21 protein-coding genes are annotated in these 19,977 nt (G+C 37.6%); 4 read left to right on the top strand and 17 right to left on the bottom strand.

The genetic code is table 11. The features are described from left to right. Positions 1-643 precede the first annotated feature (643 nt). The 6 genes from DHW03_RS17990 to glmM form a co-directional block, all read right to left on the bottom strand. Positions 644-1,648, bottom strand: coding sequence for a cytochrome d ubiquinol oxidase subunit II (locus DHW03_RS17990; protein ID WP_109927208.1), 1,005 nt, complete (start codon positions 1,646-1,648; stop codon positions 644-646). Positions 1,649-1,650: 2 nt separating this feature from the next. Further along, a complete protein-coding gene (locus tag DHW03_RS17985) occupies positions 1,651-2,982 on the bottom strand; it encodes a cytochrome ubiquinol oxidase subunit I (RefSeq protein ID WP_109927207.1) in 1,332 nt (443 codons plus the stop codon). Between the two features lie 198 nt (positions 2,983-3,180). After that, complete coding sequence (locus tag DHW03_RS17980; protein WP_109927206.1) at positions 3,181-4,080, bottom strand: MBL fold metallo-hydrolase; 900 nt, start codon at positions 4,078-4,080, stop codon at positions 3,181-3,183. 69 nt (positions 4,081-4,149) lie between these two features. Continuing rightward, complete coding sequence (locus DHW03_RS17975; protein ID WP_109927205.1) at positions 4,150-4,353, bottom strand: hypothetical protein; 204 nt, start codon at positions 4,351-4,353, stop codon at positions 4,150-4,152. A 201-nt stretch (positions 4,354-4,554) separates the two neighbouring features. Further along, entirely contained in the window at positions 4,555-5,703 is a 1,149-nt protein-coding gene (locus tag DHW03_RS17970) for a cysteine desulfurase family protein (RefSeq protein ID WP_109927204.1), read from the bottom strand. 70 nt (positions 5,704-5,773) lie between these two features. Further along, positions 5,774-7,162 carry a phosphoglucosamine mutase gene (gene glmM / locus DHW03_RS17965; protein WP_109927203.1) on the bottom strand — a complete coding sequence of 463 codons (1,389 nt, stop codon included), beginning with the start codon at positions 7,160-7,162 and terminating at the stop codon, positions 5,774-5,776. A 326-nt stretch (positions 7,163-7,488) separates the two neighbouring features. On the opposite strand from glmM, the gene DHW03_RS17960 reads away from it, so the two are divergent. The 4 genes from DHW03_RS17960 to DHW03_RS17945 all read left to right on the top strand — a co-directional run bounded on the left by DHW03_RS17960 (position 7,489) and on the right by DHW03_RS17945 (position 11,129). Continuing rightward, the gene (locus tag DHW03_RS17960) at positions 7,489-8,220 is read left to right on the top strand and encodes a class I SAM-dependent methyltransferase (RefSeq protein ID WP_109927202.1); all 732 of its coding nucleotides are present in this window, start codon (positions 7,489-7,491) and stop codon (positions 8,218-8,220) included. Then, the gene (locus DHW03_RS17955; RefSeq protein ID WP_109927201.1) at positions 8,217-8,780 is read left to right on the top strand and encodes a phosphatase PAP2 family protein; all 564 of its coding nucleotides are present in this window, start codon (positions 8,217-8,219) and stop codon (positions 8,778-8,780) included. The genes DHW03_RS17960 and DHW03_RS17955 overlap by 4 nt, the downstream gene beginning before the upstream one ends. A 1-nt stretch (position 8,781) precedes the next feature. Further along, complete coding sequence (locus DHW03_RS17950) at positions 8,782-9,501, top strand: ZIP family metal transporter (RefSeq protein ID WP_109927200.1); 720 nt, start codon at positions 8,782-8,784, stop codon at positions 9,499-9,501. Positions 9,502-9,584: 83 nt separating this feature from the next. Next, on the top strand, positions 9,585-11,129 hold the full coding sequence (locus tag DHW03_RS17945) for a cryptochrome/photolyase family protein (protein WP_109927199.1): 1,545 nt from the start codon (positions 9,585-9,587) through the stop codon (positions 11,127-11,129). Between the two features lie 30 nt (positions 11,130-11,159). Here the strand turns inward: DHW03_RS17945 and DHW03_RS17940 are convergent, their stop codons facing one another. From DHW03_RS17940 to DHW03_RS17895, 11 genes are all read right to left on the bottom strand, one after another. Further along, positions 11,160-11,657, bottom strand: coding sequence for a 2'-5' RNA ligase family protein (locus DHW03_RS17940; RefSeq protein WP_109927198.1), 498 nt, complete (start codon positions 11,655-11,657; stop codon positions 11,160-11,162). Positions 11,658-11,746: 89 nt separating this feature from the next. After that, positions 11,747-12,100, bottom strand: coding sequence for a hypothetical protein (locus tag DHW03_RS19550; protein ID WP_240618570.1), 354 nt, complete (start codon positions 12,098-12,100; stop codon positions 11,747-11,749). 132 nt (positions 12,101-12,232) lie between these two features. After that, positions 12,233-13,423 (bottom strand): serine hydrolase domain-containing protein, encoded by a 1,191-nt coding sequence (locus DHW03_RS17930; protein WP_109927197.1) that lies wholly within the window; start codon positions 13,421-13,423, stop codon positions 12,233-12,235. Positions 13,424-13,576: 153 nt separating this feature from the next. Then, complete coding sequence (locus DHW03_RS19365; RefSeq protein ID WP_165825460.1) at positions 13,577-13,720, bottom strand: DUF5522 domain-containing protein; 144 nt, start codon at positions 13,718-13,720, stop codon at positions 13,577-13,579. A gap of 83 nt (positions 13,721-13,803) precedes the next feature. Then, complete coding sequence (locus tag DHW03_RS17925; protein WP_109927196.1) at positions 13,804-14,745, bottom strand: MBL fold metallo-hydrolase; 942 nt, start codon at positions 14,743-14,745, stop codon at positions 13,804-13,806. An 81-nt stretch (positions 14,746-14,826) separates the two neighbouring features. Beyond that, the gene (gene coaE / locus DHW03_RS17920) at positions 14,827-15,438 is read right to left on the bottom strand and encodes a dephospho-CoA kinase (RefSeq protein ID WP_109927195.1); all 612 of its coding nucleotides are present in this window, start codon (positions 15,436-15,438) and stop codon (positions 14,827-14,829) included. Continuing rightward, positions 15,438-16,385 (bottom strand): CdaR family protein, encoded by a 948-nt coding sequence (locus DHW03_RS17915; protein ID WP_109927194.1) that lies wholly within the window; start codon positions 16,383-16,385, stop codon positions 15,438-15,440. Before DHW03_RS17915 ends, coaE begins: the two co-directional genes overlap by 1 nt. Positions 16,386-16,581: 196 nt before the next feature. Beyond that, positions 16,582-16,893 carry a preprotein translocase subunit YajC gene (gene yajC / locus DHW03_RS17910; protein WP_109927193.1) on the bottom strand — a complete coding sequence of 104 codons (312 nt, stop codon included), beginning with the start codon at positions 16,891-16,893 and terminating at the stop codon, positions 16,582-16,584. Positions 16,894-16,951: 58 nt separating this feature from the next. Beyond that, complete coding sequence (locus DHW03_RS17905) at positions 16,952-17,398, bottom strand: DUF1573 domain-containing protein (RefSeq protein ID WP_109927245.1); 447 nt, start codon at positions 17,396-17,398, stop codon at positions 16,952-16,954. Positions 17,399-17,458: 60 nt separating this feature from the next. Beyond that, on the bottom strand, positions 17,459-18,409 hold the full coding sequence (nusB, locus tag DHW03_RS17900) for a transcription antitermination factor NusB (RefSeq protein ID WP_109927192.1): 951 nt from the start codon (positions 18,407-18,409) through the stop codon (positions 17,459-17,461). 48 nt (positions 18,410-18,457) lie between these two features. Beyond that, positions 18,458-19,546, bottom strand: coding sequence for a Glu/Leu/Phe/Val family dehydrogenase (locus DHW03_RS17895; protein ID WP_109927191.1), 1,089 nt, complete (start codon positions 19,544-19,546; stop codon positions 18,458-18,460). Positions 19,547-19,977 lie beyond the last annotated feature (431 nt).

Genomic DNA, 19,977 nt, shown 5'->3' with positions numbered 1-19,977 from the left:
TAATCCGTTGACCGATTTCCCACGTTGATGCTCTCTAACCAGCTTCAGTTTAAATTCGGCCTTGTGTTTTTTGTATTTAACCATAAAAATGCCCCCAAATAGTGTCTAACTTTTTGGGGGCAGTGTAAAACAGATGCTCTTTTTTTTACACTACATATTAGTTTTGATCAGCCTAACTTCCAGCACCGCAGGGTGTTAATTAAACCCGATGAAGTGAAAATCCTTTTTTGTTGTACTGTCGGCAAATAGAGCTGTATGTTACCTTACCGTAGAAGCCACAGTGATTAGCACAAAAGAAACAAAAAAGATTGGAACGATAGCGGGACTATCGGAACCGAACATGCTACTGCCACTGCTTTCCAAAAGAATAAATGACTGGAAATTTAACGAATGAGTTCTTGAAGTATGCCTACGCTCCTTTTTAGCACCGCACGGTGTTAATTAAACCCGATAAAGTGAAAATCCTTTTTTGTTGTACTATCGGCAAATAGAGCTGTATGTTACCTTACCGTAGAAGCCACAGTGATCAGCACAAAAGAAACAAAAAAGATTGGAACGATAGCGGGACTATCGGTACCAATCATGCTACTGCCATTGCTTTCCAAAAGAATAAAAAAATGAAATTTCTAATCTGCAACCTATTTTACTCCTCTTTCTTCTGGAATTTATAAAATAAATAACCCAAAAAAGGCAAAATTAAAATACTGCCCAGCAGGAGCGCCAAGCCCAAACTGTAAATTGTTTTCGCTGGACCGATCGTTTCAAAAAGGGAAATTGCATCGCCATTTTTTAAGCGAATAAAATTTGGAAAGTGGGCATAGCTGATGGCAACCAATATCATGGTGACTTGAAAACCTGCTAAAAGCCTCAAAATTTGTGTTTTGCCTTTAATGAGTAAATACCACAATAAAATAAGGGAAATACTGGCAAATACGATTGCGGTTAAGCCAATCGGATTTCTAAAAACCCAATCAATTAATGGAATTTTATCAAATTGAGCGGCAATAAAAACCATTGCACCGAATACCACCGCAGCGATATTCATATACTCTGCTTTTTTTATGAATCGCCTTTTGTCGTGCGGGTCATCGGTTTCGCCAATAAGATAAATGGCGGCAAGGAAACCACAGAGCGCTACGGTAAACAAACCTACCGCGATGGAGAACAAGTTTAACCAGCTGTAAATGTAGGCTGAAAGGAAATCTGTTGCATTTGGATCGATGTGACCAGAAATTAGGCTGCCGGCTATAATACCTAAAAACAATGGCGTAATGAAACTAGAGTACCTAAAAATTCGATTGTAGAGCCATTGCATATCATCTTTGATCGCATCGTAATGGCGAAAAACAAATGCGGTACCGCGAGCAATAATTCCGATAAGCATAATGAGCAGCGGAATATGCAGATAAACGGACATGGTGGTGTAAATGTGCGGAAAACCTACGAATAAAATTACGATGGCAATGATGAGCCACATGTGGTTGGCTTCCCAAACTGGACCAATGGCTTGGTACATTGTTTTTCTTGTTCTACTCCTGTTTTTTGTTGAGGTAAAAAGTTCGATAATGCCTGCGCCAAAATCTGCACCGCCTAGCAAGAAGTACAACAAAATACCCAAACATAAAAAAGTTATGACTACATATTCCATAGTTATTGATTTGGGGTGTTAGTTGTTGATTTATTGTACAATACCGGCACCATTTTGATTTGCCGGTACAATAAAAAGGCTACCACTATACTTAGAGATACATAAATTGTGCTGAAAATGTAAAATGAATAAGCTATACCCGGCATTGGCGTAACCGCCTCTTTGGTGCGCATAATGCCGTAAATTATCCAAGGTTGCCTACCAACCTCTGTTACTACCCAACCTGCTTCTAGGGCGATGTAACCAAGCGGAATTGCTAAAACGAACATTTTAAGCAACCAGCGTTTTTCGGTTAAGAGTTTCTTTTTAAACAGCGTGAAAAAATAAATTAAGGCTATAAGTAAAAGTAAGGTTCCTATCCCCACCATAGTTTGGAATGCGTAATGGGTTATGGCAACGGGTGGTTGTTCGTTTTTAGGGATTTGATCCATTCCTTTCACTTCTGATTTGAAATCGCCATGCGCCAGGAAACTTAATGCCCCCGGAATTTCTATTGCCATTTTAACGGTACTGTCTTTCTCATTAACAATGCCGCCAATAAGCAGCGGTGCTGGCTTTTGCGTTTTATACAGCGCTTCCATAGCCGCAAGCTTAGCGGGTTGCCTTTTGGCCACATCTTTTGCAGAAATATCGCCGCTTAGGGGTTGTAAAAGTGCACCGATACAGGCAAAGATTGCCGCAATTTTGAAGGCGTTTAAATGAAAAGCTTTGTTCGAATTTCTTAAAATCATTAGAGCGTGTACGCCTGCTACCGCGAAGCCGGTGGCCGTAAAAGCGGCTAAGCACATGTGTAAGGCTTGAGAAAACCATGCTTTGTTTAACATCGCTTGGATGGGATCGATATTGAGGTATTTGCCATTTTCAAAATCAAAGCCTGCCGGACTGTTCATCCAAGAATTGGCGGCTACCACTAAAATTCCTGAAGCTAGTCCGCTTACGCCTACCACCATTCCGGTAAACCAATGAAACCACTTGTTAAGCTTATTCCATCCGTACAGAAAGAACCCTAAGGCAATGGCCTCAATAAAAAATGCGGTTCCCTCTAAAGAAAATGGCATTCCGAAAATTGGGCCAGCGTGTTCCATGAATTTAGGCCACAGCAAACCAAGCTCGAACGACAGCATGGTACCTGATACGGCTCCGGTGGCAAAAAAGATAGCCACTCCCTTACTCCAAGCTTTGGTTACATTTTTATAAACTTCATCGTTTGTTTTAAGCCATTTATAATGAGATACCGCCATAAAAAAGGGCATAACCATACCAATACAAGAAAAAATAATGTGGAAGCCCAGTGATAAGGCCATTTGAGATCGCGCTGCGAGAAAATCATCCATATCTGATGAGATTTAGTATATGGCAAATATAGTTGATAATGCTTTATCAATATGAGATTTGACTCTTCCAGTTTCTTTTTTCTGAAATATAGAATGTTTATAAATTGAAAAAATATTTGGAGAAATTAATGCATAAAAAAACCGCAGATTTTAGGTTAGAAGGCCTAAATATCTACGGTTGAGATTAATTTTGAAATTTTATGCGCCTGTCAACTCTTCGTAAGCAGCAGTCAAACTTCTTTGAATGCCATCACCTTTCCACTCTGGTGCGCCAGGAATTTCAGTTGCTTTTAAAATATCTTCTTTGCTTTTACCCAACTTAATTTCACCGCCAACGAATGTCATTAAGCTTTTTAAATAATTTTGGTAAGCTTTAATATCGGCTTTATTGCCGGTCACCTTTTCTGGATCTAGACTGTGGCCCCAAATAAATAGCGTATCGTTATCAAATTGATTGGTTATTTTATCTAAAGCGGTAATCCAATTGCCAATGTGTGCTCCATTTTCTCTGTCGATATATGGAAATCTTCTGTTGAATACTAAATCGCCCACATGCACAATATTTGCGTTTTCAAAATGGTAAACGGCATCTCCGTTGGTATGACCAGAACCATAATAGTATGCGCTGATTTTTTCGTCGCCAACTGGTGCTTTCCATCCTGTTCCGAAAGTGGTATCTGGAAGTAATTGTTTATCTAAATTATTCGCCTTTTCTGCGCCTCTTTTTTGATTGACCAAAGCGTTTTGATGTGCGACAACTTTTTCGGCTATACCTTTAAATGAAATGTTACCTGCAGTATGATCGCCATGATGATGGGTGTTGATTAAATATTTAAATGGCTTATCGTTAAGTTTTTTTAATTCTTCAATTACATGTGGTGCCGTGGTTGGAAACTGTGAATCGATTACAGCAAAACCACTCGACGAATTTAACCAGCCGATGGTTCCACCCTGCTCGGTAAAAATACCCACATTATTGCGCAGCGCCTTAAAATTGTATGCCCTTAACGATTGTTGTTGCGCAAAAACATCTGTTTTGTACATCGAGAGCAAGGCCATTGCTAAAGCTGAATTTTTAATAAAATTTCTTCTTTCCATTTGAGATTAATCTAAAAAACCACAGCAAATGCCGTGGTTTAAATTTAATAATTTTTGTTGGTAAAATTGTTAAATGGCTGATCCTGGAGTTGTACCAGGTTCGTGCCCTGGACCAAAAGAATTGTTCTTGCGATCTTTGTCTTTGTTAAAGAGATTTGTGGTCACCTTTGATGATTTATTTTCATCTAAAGTTCTATCTTCTTTAACATCTTCAGCAGTCTTATTTAGTAAGTCGTTCTCAACAACTTTTCCTTTTTCTTTATTGGTTTCCATAGTTATTGTAAATTGATGTACTAATGGAACAAGTGAAAAATTATATTGTTTTTGTTAGTTGTTTTGAGAATGTTATTGTTGGTATGTTTGGTGGCTCACCAAACCTTGAGTTAACTTAAACGCATTGAAGAACCGCCATTAAAGGAAACAAAAAAGTCTCGATTTGCACCGAGACTCTCCTATTTGGTTAGTAAATATTTTTTAGGCTAAAGCATTTTGCTTAACAACCATTTTCACCTTCTCGATCACATAATCCAATTCCTCTTTAGTGGTGTATTTACTAAAAGAGAAACGAACAGAAGGGCGATTTGGGTCGGCGTTGATTCCATTTAAAACATGCGAACCTATATTCGATCCTGATGAACAAGCACTTCCGCCTGATGCACAAATGCCATTGATGTCTAAATTGAACAACAACATATCGGCCATATCCATTTCTGGGAAAGAAACATTTAATACGGTGTAAAGACTTTTATCGGTAGCAGTTTCGCCATTGAAAGAGATTCCGGGTACTTCTGCGATCAGTTGTTCTTTTAAATAGTTCTTTAAACCTTGAATGTGATTTTGGTGCTGTTCCATCTCGGCATAGGCAATTTCTAAGGCTTTTGCCAAACCAACAATACCATAAACATTTTCGGTACCACCACGCATATTGCGTTCCTGTGCGCCTCCGTAAATCATCGGTGGTATTTTAATATTGCTATTTACATACAAAAACCCAACTCCTTTAGGGCCGTGCAACTTGTGTGCGGCACAAACGATAAAGTGTGCTTTAAGCTCGCGTACATTATGTGGATAATGCCCCATCGTTTGAACGGTATCTGCATGATAAATTGCATTGTACTTCTCGCAAATATCACCAACCTTAATCATATCGGTTAGCGTTCCCAATTCATTATTGGCGTGCATTAAAGAAACAAAACTGCGTTCGTTACTCTGCAAAAGAGATTCTAAATGCTCCAAATCAACATTTCCCTTTTTGTCGATATTTACAAAACTGAGTTTATCGATCTCTCCATTTTTTAGCATCATGTTGAGTGTATGTTCAACCGCATGGTGCTCTATTTTTGAAGTAATGGCATGCTTAATTCCATAAGCCGATATACCACAACGAATAGCGGTATTGTCTGCTTCAGTACCACCAGAAGTAAAAAATATTTCGGATGGAGATGCATTTAGCAAATTGGCTACCGTTTTACGTGCCTTTTCCACCAAGGTTCTAACTTCACGACCAAGCGCATGAATGGCAGATGGATTACCAAAATAGTTTTCCATAACATTCGTCATCTCGGCGATTACAGCTGGATCTAATGGTGTGGTAGCCGCATTATCTAAATAAACCCTTTTCATTGTATGAATATTTGAAATTTTGGATAGTTAAAATTGAAATGTTGAAAGCAAAACCCTATAGTTTCTGAAATTAATTCAGTTTCAATATTTCTTTGATATCAGAAATGATTTTATTTGCCAAACTCTCGGCAACAGTTTCATTTTCTGCTTCACTATAAATTCGGATAATTGGCTCTGTATTAGAACGACGCAAATGTACCCATGTTTTATCAAATTCTATTTTTAAACCATCTATCGTACTATAAGGCTGGTTTTTATATTTCTCCTCTACCTGTTTTAATAAATTATCGATATCCATTTCTGGCGTAAGGGTAATTTTGTTTTTCGATATATGGTATGCAGGATAACTACTTCTTAAAAGAGAGATGGATTTTCCGAATTTTGCTAAATGTGTTAAAAACAAAGCAATGCCAACCAAGGCATCTCTACCATAATGAGATTCTGGATAGATAATTCCACCATTTCCCTCGCCGCCAATAATGGCATTGGTTTCTTTCATTTTATTTACCACATTCACCTCTCCTACCGCCGAGGCGTTATATTCTGATCCAGATTTTTCAGTAACATCGCGCAAAGCTCTGGTAGATGATAAATTTGACACCGTATTGCCTGGCGTATTTTTCAACACATAATCCGCAACAGCAACTAAAGTATATTCTTCTCCGAACATACTGCCATCTTCATTTACAAAACATAAGCGATCTACATCGGGATCAACCACAATGCCTAGATCTGCATTTTGCTTCTGTACTTCTTTTGAAATGGCTGTTAAATTCTCTGGCAAAGGCTCTGGGTTGTGTGGAAAATGGCCATCTGGTGTACAATACAATTCGGTAACTCGTGTAACGCCTAAAGCTTTTAACAAAGCGGGGATGAATATCCCTCCGGTAGAATTCACACAATCAATTACGACTTTAAAATCAGCATTTTTAATGGCCTCAACATCAACCAAGGGTAATGCTAAAACTTTATCAATGTGTTTTTGAAGATAGGTATCGTTTTGAACAACCTTGCCAATTTTGTCAACTTCTGCAAATTCGAAATTTGCACTTTCCGCAAGTTCTAAAACTTCAATCCCATCTGTATCGCTGATAAACTCGCCTTTATCGTTAAGAAGTTTAAGGGCGTTCCATTGTTTTGGATTGTGGCTGGCTGTTAAAATAATTCCACCGCCAGCGTTTTCATCTGGTACGGCAATTTCAACCGTAGGCGTTGTAGATAAGCCTAAATCAATCACCTCAATACCCAATCCTTGCAAAGTGCCGACAACCAAGTTATTAACCATTTCGCCAGAAATACGGGCATCGCGACCTAAAACTATTCTTTTGTTATTTGTTTTTTGTACAACCCAACTGCCAAAAGCAGCGGTAAATTTCACTATATCAACGGGTGTTAACCCATCTCCCGCTTTTCCGCCAATTGTTCCTCTTATTCCCGAAATCGATTTTATTAAAGTCACTTTGTGTATTTTATTTAAAGTTCAAAAATAAGAAAAAAAACAAGATGGGCACTATTTAGAGCCGAATCCCTTACTTAATTTACATTGATTTTATATCTATTTATACGATAGATTTTACAGAAATTGGAGTATTGATTGGGGGGAAATGGGTCAGGATTTTTAGAAGCTTTTGCAAGCTTTATGGAAATCACCTAAGCCAATCTACAGTCAAAACACCAGATTCAACTTAATCTTTATGCAATAATGTTGCATAAAAAACACTCAAAACTTTACCATCACTAACAAAACCTTATATTTGTGCCTTTCCAAAATAAAATTGGCTTAATATGCAGCGCAAATGGTTTCAGTATTGGTTTAACTCACCCTATTATCATATTCTATACCAACAACGAAATGATGCAGAAGCCGAATTTTTTATAGATAAACTTACTGATTTTCTCCACCCCAGTACCGATTCTAAAATGCTTGATATTGCTTGTGGCAAAGGGAGACATTCTATTTACCTCAACAAGAAAGGTTTTGATGTTACGGGTATAGATTTATCAGAACAAAGCATAAAATATGCGAAGGCATTTGAAAATGAAAAACTTCATTTTTTAGTGCATGACATGCGTAGATTATTCTACATCAACTATTTTGATATTGCATTGAATCTCTTTACTAGCTTTGGCTACTTTGATACGGAGAAAGATCATGTTAATGCCTTAAAAACCTTTAGGAAATGTTTAAAGGCAGATGGCATTTTGGTGGTTGACTATTTCAACACCGAAAAAATTGTTAGGAACCTAAACTCCTGTGAAACCAAATCGTTAGATGGTATAACCTTTAACATCACAAAAAATGTAAGTGAAGGTAAAATCATCAAGAAAATAAATTTTGAGGACAAAAAGAAGATTTACAATTTCGAAGAACGTGTTCAGGCTTTTAGCTTAGAAGATTTTACCAGGATGATTACAAAGGCTGGCATGGTAATTCAAAATACCTTTGGAAGCTATTCGCTGGATAATTTTGATGAATCGAATTCGGATCGCCTAATTTTAATTTGCAAAAAAGGATGATAGAAAGCATACAGCAATTTGATGTTGATCTGTTTTTGAAAATCAATCGGGGTTTATCAAACGGATTTTTCGATTGGTTAATGCCCCTACTACGAAACCGGTTTTTCTGGTCGCCACTCTATTTGTTTATTGTTGTTTTTTGTATTGTACAATATAAAAAACAAGGCTATTACATTATTGGAATGTTGCTTTTCACCTTTGCTTTGGGCGATTTAATTGCATCGCGTTTGATAAAACCTTTTGTTGCCCGGGTGCGCCCATGCAATGATTTAAGCTTGGCGACCGACATCATCCATCGGGTACCCTGTGGTAGCGGTTTAAGTTTTCCATCAGCACACGCAACCAATCATTTTGCTATTGCCGTATTTTTAATTTTTGTGTTTTATAGCCGTTGGAAACCCATTTTGCCAATAGGGATATTTTGGGCAGCCAGTATTTCCTTTGCACAAGTTTATGTGGGCGTTCATTACCCGGTAGATATTACGGTGGGTGCGCTATTGGGCACAACAATCGGCTTCGCCACCTCAAGAATTTTTAAAACTTTACAACCAGATTTTTAATATGGAAGCTTGGAAATTTTGCGTACTCTTTTTCTGTGCTTTTTTAGGTGGTTCTGCTATATTTTTAGTAAAGAGCGATAAATCTAAATTGTTAAAGCTGATTTTATCCTTCAGCGGGGCATATCTTTTTGCCATTACGGTTTTGCACTTAATTCCAGATGCTTATAGCGGTACGGACAGTCGCGAGATTGGAATATTCATACTGATTGGATTTTTACTCCAAATCTTTTTGGAGCAATTTTCTGAAGGGGTTGAGCATGGACACATCCACAAGCACCACGATGGACAGGTTTTCCCTTATGGAATTATGATTAGCTTGTGCTTACACGCTTTTTTAGAGGGTATGCCACTGGCAAAAGACCAACATAACGAACTCATTTTCGGTATTGCATTGCACCATATTCCCGCAGCCTTTGCCTTAGCCAGTATTTTAATGCAAAATCATTTTAAAAAAGGCAGTATCTTTATGTATTTGCTTCTTTTCGCAGTGATGGCGCCACTCGGTTTTTATGTAAGCATTGGCTTAAGCAACGGAACAATTGGTGGAGTGGATGCCTATTTTAATAAAATAATGGGCATTGTAATTGGGATTTTCTTACACATCTCCACTACAATTTTATTCGAATCCAGCGCAGACCATAAAATTAATACACGTAAAATGGTGGCTGTTTTATTGGGCATCGGCGTGGCACTTATTGGGTTCTTTGCTGGAGGACACTAATTTTTTTCCCTCTGGAATGCGATTCCAAAATCAAAAATGTTGGTATTTGTGTTAAAAGCTATACACTTTACAGTTAATTCTTAATGAAAAGCAAATACAAAACATTACGATTAATATTAGGCGACCAACTCAACCTTCAGCATTCCTGGTATGCAAGTCAGGATGCATCCATTCTGTACGTAATGATGGAGGTTCGGACCGAAACCGATTATGTTTGGCACCACATTCAAAAAGCTTGTGCATTTTTCGCCGCAATGGAAAATTTTGCAACAACTTTAATCGAGCACGGACACCACCGGATCTATCTAAAACTGGATGACCCCTCAAATAAACAAAGCTTCGAAGCGAATTGCGATACAATCATCAAACAATATGACATTGACAAATTTGAATATCAATTGCCTGATGAGTATCGGCTTGATGAATGCTTAAAAGCCTATTGTAAACGATTAGACATTCAGACTGAAGCCTTTGATACTGAGCACTTTTACACTCAACGTGATGAGCTGGGCACATTCTTTTCTGGAAAGAAAGGTTTGCTCATGGAGAATTTTTACCGCGAAATGCGAAAAAAACATCACGTACTGATGGATGGTAAAGAACCCGTGGGTGGAAAGTGGAATTTTGATCAGGAGAACAGAAGTAAATTACCAAAAAACCATAAGCCAAATGCACCAATGTTATTCAATAACAACGTGCAAGCAGCCTTTAATCGCATTACAAAAGCTGAAATAAAAACGATTGGCAATATAAATCCCGAGCAATTCTATTGGCCAATTAACCGAAAACAGGCTATTAAACTTCTCCATCATTTTACAGCATATTGCCTGCCTTTGTTTGGTACTTTTCAAGATGCCATGCACACTGATGAATGGTCTATCTACCATTCCCGCTTATCATTCGCAATGAACGCCAAAATACTGTCTCCGCAGGAAGTAATTGGTGCGGCCATTGCAAGCTGGGAGCAAAATAAAAAAGGCATATCCATCAATCAATTGGAAGGTTTCATCAGACAGATTATCGGTTGGCGAGAGTACATGCGTGGGGTTTACTGGCTCAAAATGCCCGATTTTGAGAAATTGAACTATTTCGACCACCAAAGAAAATTGCCAAATTGGTATTGGACAGGTAAGACAAAAATGAACTGTTTGAAGCATAGTATTAGCCAATCGTTGGAACATGCTTATGCCCACCACATCCAGCGACTGATGATTACGGGAAACTTCGCTCTGCTGGCCGGTATTCATCCCGATGAGGTTGACTTCTGGTATTTGGGGATTTATATTGATGCCATTCAATGGGTAGAAATTACCAATACCAGAGGAATGAGTCAATATGCTGATGGTGGCATCATTGGTTCAAAACCTTATACCGGAAGTGCCAACTACATTCATAAGCAAAGCAATTATTGTGAAAATTGCCATTATGACCGAAGCAAAAAGACAGAAGATAATGCTTGTCCGTTTAACAGTCTGTATTGGAATTTCCATGATCTTCATCGCGAAAAGCTAAGTCTAAATTTTAGGCTTTCCACTGTGTATCGCTTATGGGATAAGATGGCGCCTGCGAACAAGGAGGCGATTTTAACACGTGCCAACTGCTACCTAAATCATCTAGAAGATTTATAACCTTAATCCTATTCAAATTATAGTGGTATATTATTTATTTTCCATGAACGGGAACGAGCGATAATGTTGCCAAGGTCCATCAAGATAGTGCCACAAATCAAGTCCTTCTATTGAAATTTCAAAAGGCTTAAACGTTTGATTTAATTCGTTTAACAAAGCCTTTGCCTCTTCTGGGCTGACCTTATTTTGAATGGTGATGTGTGGCCTAAAGCCTTGCAAATCCTGCGGACTTAAATGTTCTTGAAAAGCCTTGACCAATTGGTGGCGCAAAGCGGAAAGTTCATTACTTTGGATGAAATAAGCAACTCCTCTCCCGGTGCTTTGCAAACGCTCTACAACAGCATTAAATTTTGAATGGGTAATGGATTCAACTACCTCTTCAATATTGGGAATATGAGGTAACTTATGGAAGAGCGTAAGGTGGGCATCAAGAAAGTTTCGTTCTACAGGAAAATGTTCTTTCCGCAACCCGTTAAAAAATAGCTGAGCGTTTTGATCTAATTTAGCCGTGAGGATGTTCGTGTGCATGTTATTTAAGTCCAAAGGTTGGGAAGGGATTTTATCTTAATAAATAAACGGGCTGTAACAATGATAATAAAATTATTGGGATTTATGTTTTAAAGATTTTGAAGATAGGGTTTCAACCGGGGAAATTCTGATTTCCAATATCGCCTATGAATTTCAATAAGCACCAACCCATTTCCTGCCCTGTACCCATATATGGCAGCCGCGGCAGCGTCTTTTTCAACTTTTAAAGATTTGATCGATTTTGGCTTAATCAAACTATCAATTAATCTAGCTTCTATGCTATAATGATGGTTGTTGATCAAAACAAGACACCAAGGCCCAGATGGGATCTTCGTTACAAAACTCGGTGGTATCTTCTTTACAGGCTGTTGAGAATAAGCTTGGTTAGTGATTAAAGTAATGATACAGGTGAGGAGCAATAAAAATGGAACGTATTTTTTCATATATACATGATGTTCAGTATTTACCATTCCATAAATATTTGGATATTTTTTGGAAAGCCCAATTTTCAAACCTTTAATAAAGACGAATGAACAATCTTATTCACATTGATCACCTTAAACTTATTAGCCCCTTTAATTTTTGCTATTTTTTTGATTATAAGGTACATAATTTTCCCATTGCCATGGCGTAAAGGTGTCTCCAATGGCGTAAGCTAATAACTCTTTAAATATACTTTCACCATTGTCGTTGTTGGTCATAATTACAATCGCAATCTTTTTATCTGGAAAGCAAACCGAATAGTGTCCCCAACCATCATCATGTCCTTCTTTAAAAAATGCCCTTCCGTAAGGCGTTTTAAACACGCCAACACCTAATCCATAACCTAAATCAATATTGTCATTATCGGGTCCATCTACAATTGCTAATGGCCCAAACTGACTTTTGGATCTGATTCGAATTTGTTGACTTGTCATGGCCTTAAAAATCTTTTGTGAGAGACCTTCACCACTAATCAATGCAAAATAGAATTTTGTAAAATCAGCCAAAGTGGTACTCATAGAACCACCTGCACTGGCTTCTTTCCACTTCATGAGTTCGTAAGTTTCGCCCTTTGCATTGTGTCCATAACATATATTGTCATCGAAACGTGCTTGCCAAACCTGACTCGTATTTATCATATTAAATGGCTTGAAAACCCTTTCCTGAGAGATGGTCTCATAGTCCTTTCCAGTAATCTGCTCGATAACGAACTGTAGTAGGTAAAGTCCCTCTCCCGAATAGCTATATCGTGTGCCTGGATCAAACTTAAATTTAAGTTTTTTATCGGGTTCAAACCAGCGCCAATTTGGAAAACCTGTAGTATGGGTAAGACACATGCGAGCGGTTATCACTTTATACCGATTATCTTGGATAAGATCTTGATAACCTCTCCTCCAACCTTCTATCTTATAAGCTGTTAAAGGCTTTTTCAGATAATCTACAAGAGGCTTGTCGAGGTCAATCACTTTTTCCTGCACCAGCTGCATTACGATATATGCAAAAACGGTTTTGGCAAATGAAGCTCCATACATCACCGAAGAGGATTGGAAAGGAATTTTTTTGGGCACATCCGCAAAGCCAAACGTTTCAGTATAAGCAGATTTATTGTTATTAAATACAGAAATGGCCACACCTGATACATTTGCGGTTTGCATTAAGTATTCAATTTTTTTGTGCAAACTATCTGCAGGAATTTGGCTTCCATCAAGTCGTTTGATAACCTGTGCGAATGTAGATATAGAAAGAGTTAGAAATACGGAGCAAATAAAAATTCTGAATCTCATAGGGAGCGAGGATTTGGATGGTTTAATTTACTTATTTTATGCGTTTAAGAAGGTTTTGAGGTATGGTTATGAAAATGCTTCTCTAAATTACAAAAATCGATTTATGCTAGCAATTAGCCAAATACCCAATTTGTTGTTGCAAGGTGTGAAAAGCTATTTCTTCTCTTTTTCTTTACCATATCCCCACGGACAATGCTTGCATTTGTTTTTACAACAATAGCCACGCTTTAAGTGGTAGGCTTCTGTAAAAACCATAAAACCATCTTCGTTAAAATAAAAATCCTCTCCTTCTTTCATGTTCAATAAACGAATTATGCTGTTACATCGCGGGCCGTAGATTACCTAACAAGCTCATTACAAATTTGTTGTAAACCGATTTATCAATTTAAAATTTTAACTTCCAATTTACCACCAAAATACTCCTTTAGGGCTCTACCGTCACCATGTAATGTCCAAACCTGGCTGGGTTGTACTTTTTCTATGGTTTCTAAAATTGCATCCCAATCGGCATGGTCAGAAATATAAAGCGAAATTCCATTTTGTTGCTGTAAGTTTTCCCACCCAGAAGCAAAAGCCCTTACAACATTTATCGCCTTGTGGTAACTGTGAAACACCATCGGTGGAACAATATAAACCTGGTTTTCAGAATTGTTCTTCATTACTTTTCTATCGTACATTTTGTACGTGCCTAGCTTTACGCCATAATCTTCGTAAATTTTAACAAAGGGCATAATGCTAAAATGAATCATAATATTTCTGGTTGGACAATATTGGTTAATTAATTGAATCATTCGTTGGCTTTTTCCCAAAGCATAAGCGCCCAACATAATGTTTGCGGATGTTGCGTTTAGTTTCTTAATCTCTTCAGCAGGATCTGGATGTTTGGTTTGTGGTTTTGCAAATGTGCTTTCCGTAATTAAAACATCGGCCTTAACAAATTCAAAAGCTTCGCAAGTTGAATCCGGTTCTATTTTATAATCGCCGGTGTAAAGGTATTTCGTGCCTTGATATTCCATCATCACCTGGGCAGAACCCAAAATATGCCCTGCTGGATAAAACGAGATGGTAACATCTTTAATTTTAAAACTTTGATGATACGCTTTGGTATGAAAATCTACAGCCGCAAATTTGCGGTAGCGGTGTTTCATAAACGTTTCTGTAGGTTTTGTGCAATATACATTAGCACTTCCCCCTATTGCATGATCTCCATGTGCATGAGATACCACCGCCTGTTGAACAGGCTGTTGAGGATCTAAATAAAAATCGCCATAAACACAATACAATCCGGTTGGAGTAATGGTAATAAAATCATCTAAAATCATAAAGGGGATTTATTTGTAGAGTTGCGTCTTGAAGAAACACACATGGTTATAATAATTGATGGGATAAAAAATGGAGTGCAATCAAGATTTTTTGAAATGGCTAGCCGCGTCTAAAAACGCTCGATGCAGCATCATAACTTGCTCGATAATAGAATGTTCCTCATCGTTAACGATAAAATGATTGGCCATCTTCATTTTTTCTTCGTCAGATAGCTGCTTGTCCATCCTAGCCTTCACCTGCTCGGCAGAAACCCCATCTCGAAGCATTACTCTATCCAATTTAGTTTGTAATGGAGCGGTTACGAGAATGGATGTATCACACATCTTGTAAGATTGACTTTCGAATAGCAAGGCCGCCTCTTTTAAGGTATATGGAACATTGCTGGGAATTTGACTTTCCCAAACATCATAGGCCCTGAAAACTGCGGGATGAACGAGCGCATTCAATTTAGCCAATGCGGCCTCATCTTTGAAAACAATACCTGCTAGGTGTTTATTATTCAGTTTTCCATCTTCAAAATAGCTCTCGCTACCAAAGGTATCTTTTATGCCTGCTATCAAAAGTACATCTTCAACCATGATTTCTTTCGCAACGGTATCTGCGTAAAAAACCGGAATTCCCAGTACTTCAAATACCTTGCAAACAGTTGTTTTGCCACTTCCAATCCCCCCAGTTATGCCAACTTTATACATTATTTTTCTATAATAAAATCTACTTTTGAAGGATATGTGCTGATGAGTTTACAGTAATTCGGAAACTGGGTTATTTTTACGGTAAACTGATTGTGGTGTAAGTTCTGCCATTCATCTGCATCTACAGTGGCGGTAATGAAACCCTCGTCCACCTGCGCAAAATTACTTAGTGCAACCAAAAAGGTTACCTTAACTTTTTTTGGATAAAGTTTAATGCTGTTGTAATTTCTATTGTTAACAATCTTTAAAGGCACTTCAACGGTTTTCTCTGTAAATTCATCCACCGGCAATTTTACTTCTACCGATGATGGAAAAATACTAACATTTTTATGTGTACTGTGTTGCATCCAAACCCTAGCCTTTGCACTGCTTTGTACATTGCTTAGTTTTAGTGTATCTGTTGACCATGAGTCTATTTTCTCCAATTCTTCTATTGGTCCGGTAACGGTTACAAATTTTGGATTGAGCAGTATCTCGCTGGATATGCCATATTGCTTTACAAATGCTACTTTTTGAACCAATTTGATTGGCACACGCTTTACTGTTCTTTTGGTAAAATCGAAATATAAAGTATCTGGCTTAACTGAAATTACTTTTTGAGAACTTTCCAATTGCTTATTTACATTATATAGCTGATCAGAAAATACAACAAATTCTTTGGTGTTAAGCTGATTTAAACTTACAGAGATGGATTGAGGGTTTATTCTAAGTCGAGCAAATAGCAATTGCCAACCCGTTCCTTCTACTTGCAAATCAACCGTATCCGACTGCAATGGATGAAAGGCACGCTTTTGGGGAAAATTTTTATAAATCAATACCGTCTTTGCGGTATAAACATATTTATTATTTAAAGCCATAAAAAGCCACGCCCCAACCGCCAACACTAGGCAGGCCAGCAAGCTTAAAACACGTCTTTTCTCTATTTTGGTTAACTTAATAAAGGGCATAATAAATAAATGTGAACAGCAAATCGAATATTAGCAACAACAATATAGCCAAATGTACAAAACTAAACAGGCAAAAAAACAAATCTCCTAGGTTTTGTCTATTGTGATAGGTACTGCTAAGGCTTCAATTTGTTCATCAACTGTAAATAAGAAAGGCTACCCATTTGAGTAGCCTTAATTTGTAAATTTATTGGAATTATGCTTTAGGCGTAACGGCTTTTGTTGCATCTAAAGATACAGCCGATTTATCAAAACGAATTTTTGCACCGCTTTCTACCTCGATTAAGAAAGTGGTTTCGTTTAAGTCTATAATTTTGCCGTGGATGCCCGCTGTGGTAATGATTTTATCGCCTTTACCCAATTCGGCCACTAACTTTTTGTGATCTTTTGCTTTTTTAACTTGCGGGCGAATCATGAAGAAGTAGAAAACCACCATGATTAATACCATTGGTACCACCGTACCCAACATACCACCACCTGCTGCTTGTAAAATTACTGTTGATATCATTTTTGTTTATTTTTTGATTTAAAAATTAGAGCAATAAAAATTGCCCATTACGGATTGATTATTTTGTAAGCACCTCACCTACTAAATGCACTTTATTGATGGTAGGATTTGCATTTGAGGTAATTGTAATCACCTTATCTTGCATATCCATTTTACCTGTACTGTTAAAAACAACCTTTATCGATCCTTCTTTGCCCGGTAAAATTGGTTCTCCCGGAACCTGTGGAACTGTACAGCCGCAAGTTGCCGTTGCGTTTGATACGATTAATGGACTTTTACCTGTGTTTTTAAACTTGAAATTGTGTTGCACTAATTCGCCTTGTTTTATTTTTCCGAAATCGAAGATATCGCGTTCGAATGTCATAACAGGTGCATTTGGTGATGCAATCTTGCTTGTTGTATCGTTGCCTACCGAAACCGTTGAGGCCTCAGGATTATTGGTATTTGCATTGCGACACGCCACAAATGTTAATGAAGCAATAGCAAGGATGAATATTTTTTTCATAGAAATATATTTTAAAAGGAGTTGATTTTCTGCGATAAAAGCAGAAAACCAATTCAATTTTTATTCTTCAATTAACCCACGACCGATTTTCTTAATGGTATTGGTTTTTTTAAGATCGCCTAAAATTTTGTCCAAAATACCATTTATAAAGGAGTTACTTTTCGGTGTACTGTAATCTTTTGATAACTCCAAATATTCGTTGATGGTTACCTTAACCGGGATAGATGGGAAGTTTAGAAGTTCGCAAATCGCCATTTTCATTAAAATGGTATCCATTAATGCAATACGTTCTGATTCCCAATTTTTTGTTCTTTCGGCAATCATTTCTTGATACTTAGCATCATTTTGCAATGTATAAACAAACAAATCCTGCACAAACTTGCTATCTTCAATCCAATCTGCGCTAATTTCGGTTAGCTTATTTTTAAATGGATCTTCTGAAGTAAAGTTTTTCAGTGTTTTGGCCACCATGCCTTTCATCACTTCATGATCTACCTGCCAATTGATAAATTTTTCTTCAAAAACCTGAATAATAGCCTGATTTTTTAGAATAATTTTTCTAAAAATATATTTGATAATATCTTTTGATGATTCTAAACTTTCGTTCGGATCAGCAAGATACGCTGCATATTCTTGTGATGTTTTTAGGGAATTGTAAACTGTTTTACGAATTTCTGGATCGAAACCCCAATCTACTTTGTATTTTTTTATCGCCGATACATACTCGGGATTTTGCTGCATCAATACACTAAACCTATTGTGCAGTAGCTTTAAATTTGGATTTAAATCATCTGCCGTTTTAATGTGCTTGTTTGCACGCTCCGCAGCATCGTTTGCCGTAAACTCGGTAACTTCTACCATGAGCGATATCATCCAGATGTACATTTCGTACACGCTATCGATGCTTTGCATTAAAGTTTTTAAATCACCTTTAATGTCTTTCTTGTCTGCCATTTGCCAAGCAAAAATATTTTGCAAAGCTTTGATTCTTAAGTGCCTTCTATTTAACATGAATGTAAGAACGAGTGTGGTTTTTGAAAACCTATTTTAATAATTAATTTAATATGACGATTTAATTTTTTTAACATCTTCGATCCGTTTTTCAGCAATTCGGTTTGCGGCGATATTGGTTGGTATATGATCTGTTTTACTTAATTTGATAACATTACGGGTTGCATCATAAATGTTTTCTGTTAGCTGTACGGTACGCTTTTTTCCAAAACCCGTTAGCTCAGAATAGCAGGATATTAATCCACCAGCGTTAATTAAATAATCTGGTGCAAATAAAATTCCCTTTTTTAAAAGCAACTCGCTATCTGCAACTTCATCTTTTAATTGGTTGTTTGCCGAACCCGCTATAATGGCAAATTTCATTTTTTCAATCGTTTTGCTATTTACTGTAGCACCCATTGCACATGGAGCATACACATCGGCATCAATTCCAAAAATTTTATCTGCTTCTATGGTTTTCGCCTTGTATTTACGGGCAACGTAGGTTAATTGCTCTTGGTTAATGTCGCTTATTAACACTTCAGCATTTTCTTTTCTAAGCAAAGCAACAAGGTGTTCGCCAACATTGCCAATTCCTTGTACTACAATGGTTCTGCCAGCCAACATATCAGTACCAAAAACCTCTTTAACACTGGCTTTGATGCCTAAATAAACCCCTTGCGCTGTAAATGGAGCTGGATTTCCGGCACCACCTATCGATTCTGGCACGCCCGTAACATGATTGGTTTCCATACGGATAAATTCCATGTCGCGGGTGTTGGTTCCCATTTCTTCTGCCGTAATAAATTCGCCATTCAAGTTTTTAATAAACCTGCCATAGCTGCGCATTAAAGTTTCAGTTTTGTCTTTTCTAGAATCGCCGATGATTACGCCTTTACCACCACCCAAATTTAAACCGGTAATGGCTGCTTTGTAAGTCATGCCTCTCGATAAACGCAAAGCATCTTGTAAAGCCTCAGCCTCGGTGGCGTAGCTCCACATGCGTGTACCGCCCAAAGCAGGTCCTAAAGTCGTATCGTGAATGGCAATAATTGCTTTTAAACCTGTGTCAGGATCATTACAATAAACCAATTTTTTGTGCCCATAGGCACTTAACTGATCTAAAATTGAAATATCTGACGAAGAACTTGCTGGCATATTGTATGTTCGGCTAACTTGTCGCAAAATTAAAAATAAAAACCGTTAATACACGCATTAAAATAAACAATAACAAAATTTGTTCGCCAAGTGCAGGGGCTATTATCTTATTGTTGTAAAAATGATTAGGAAATGAACGTTCAGCTTTTCATCTGAAACACCTGTCCCGCTTTTACTGCTGCCAATTTGAAAAAAATTGGCATTCGTGCAATCGGGTTTATGATTCACGGCTATTGCAATATAGCATCGTTGTTATTAAACCCGATCGGAGCGAGCACGAAGTGAAACGGAGTAAAGCAGAGAGCGGGACTGCATAACCAAAAGCATTACTGAACGTTCATTTCCAAAAAATTATTTGTTTCGCAACAGAAGGCTAAATAAAAATTAATGAGAGCGACCAGGGATTAAAACGGAGAGCGGGACTGCATAAC

The sequence above is a fragment of the Pedobacter yonginensis genome (assembly GCF_003173595.1).
GTDB classification, from domain to species: domain Bacteria; phylum Bacteroidota; class Bacteroidia; order Sphingobacteriales; family Sphingobacteriaceae; genus Pedobacter; species Pedobacter yonginense.
Note: the sequence above shows the minus strand (reverse complement) of the source record. Positions and strands in the feature narration are given on the sequence as shown.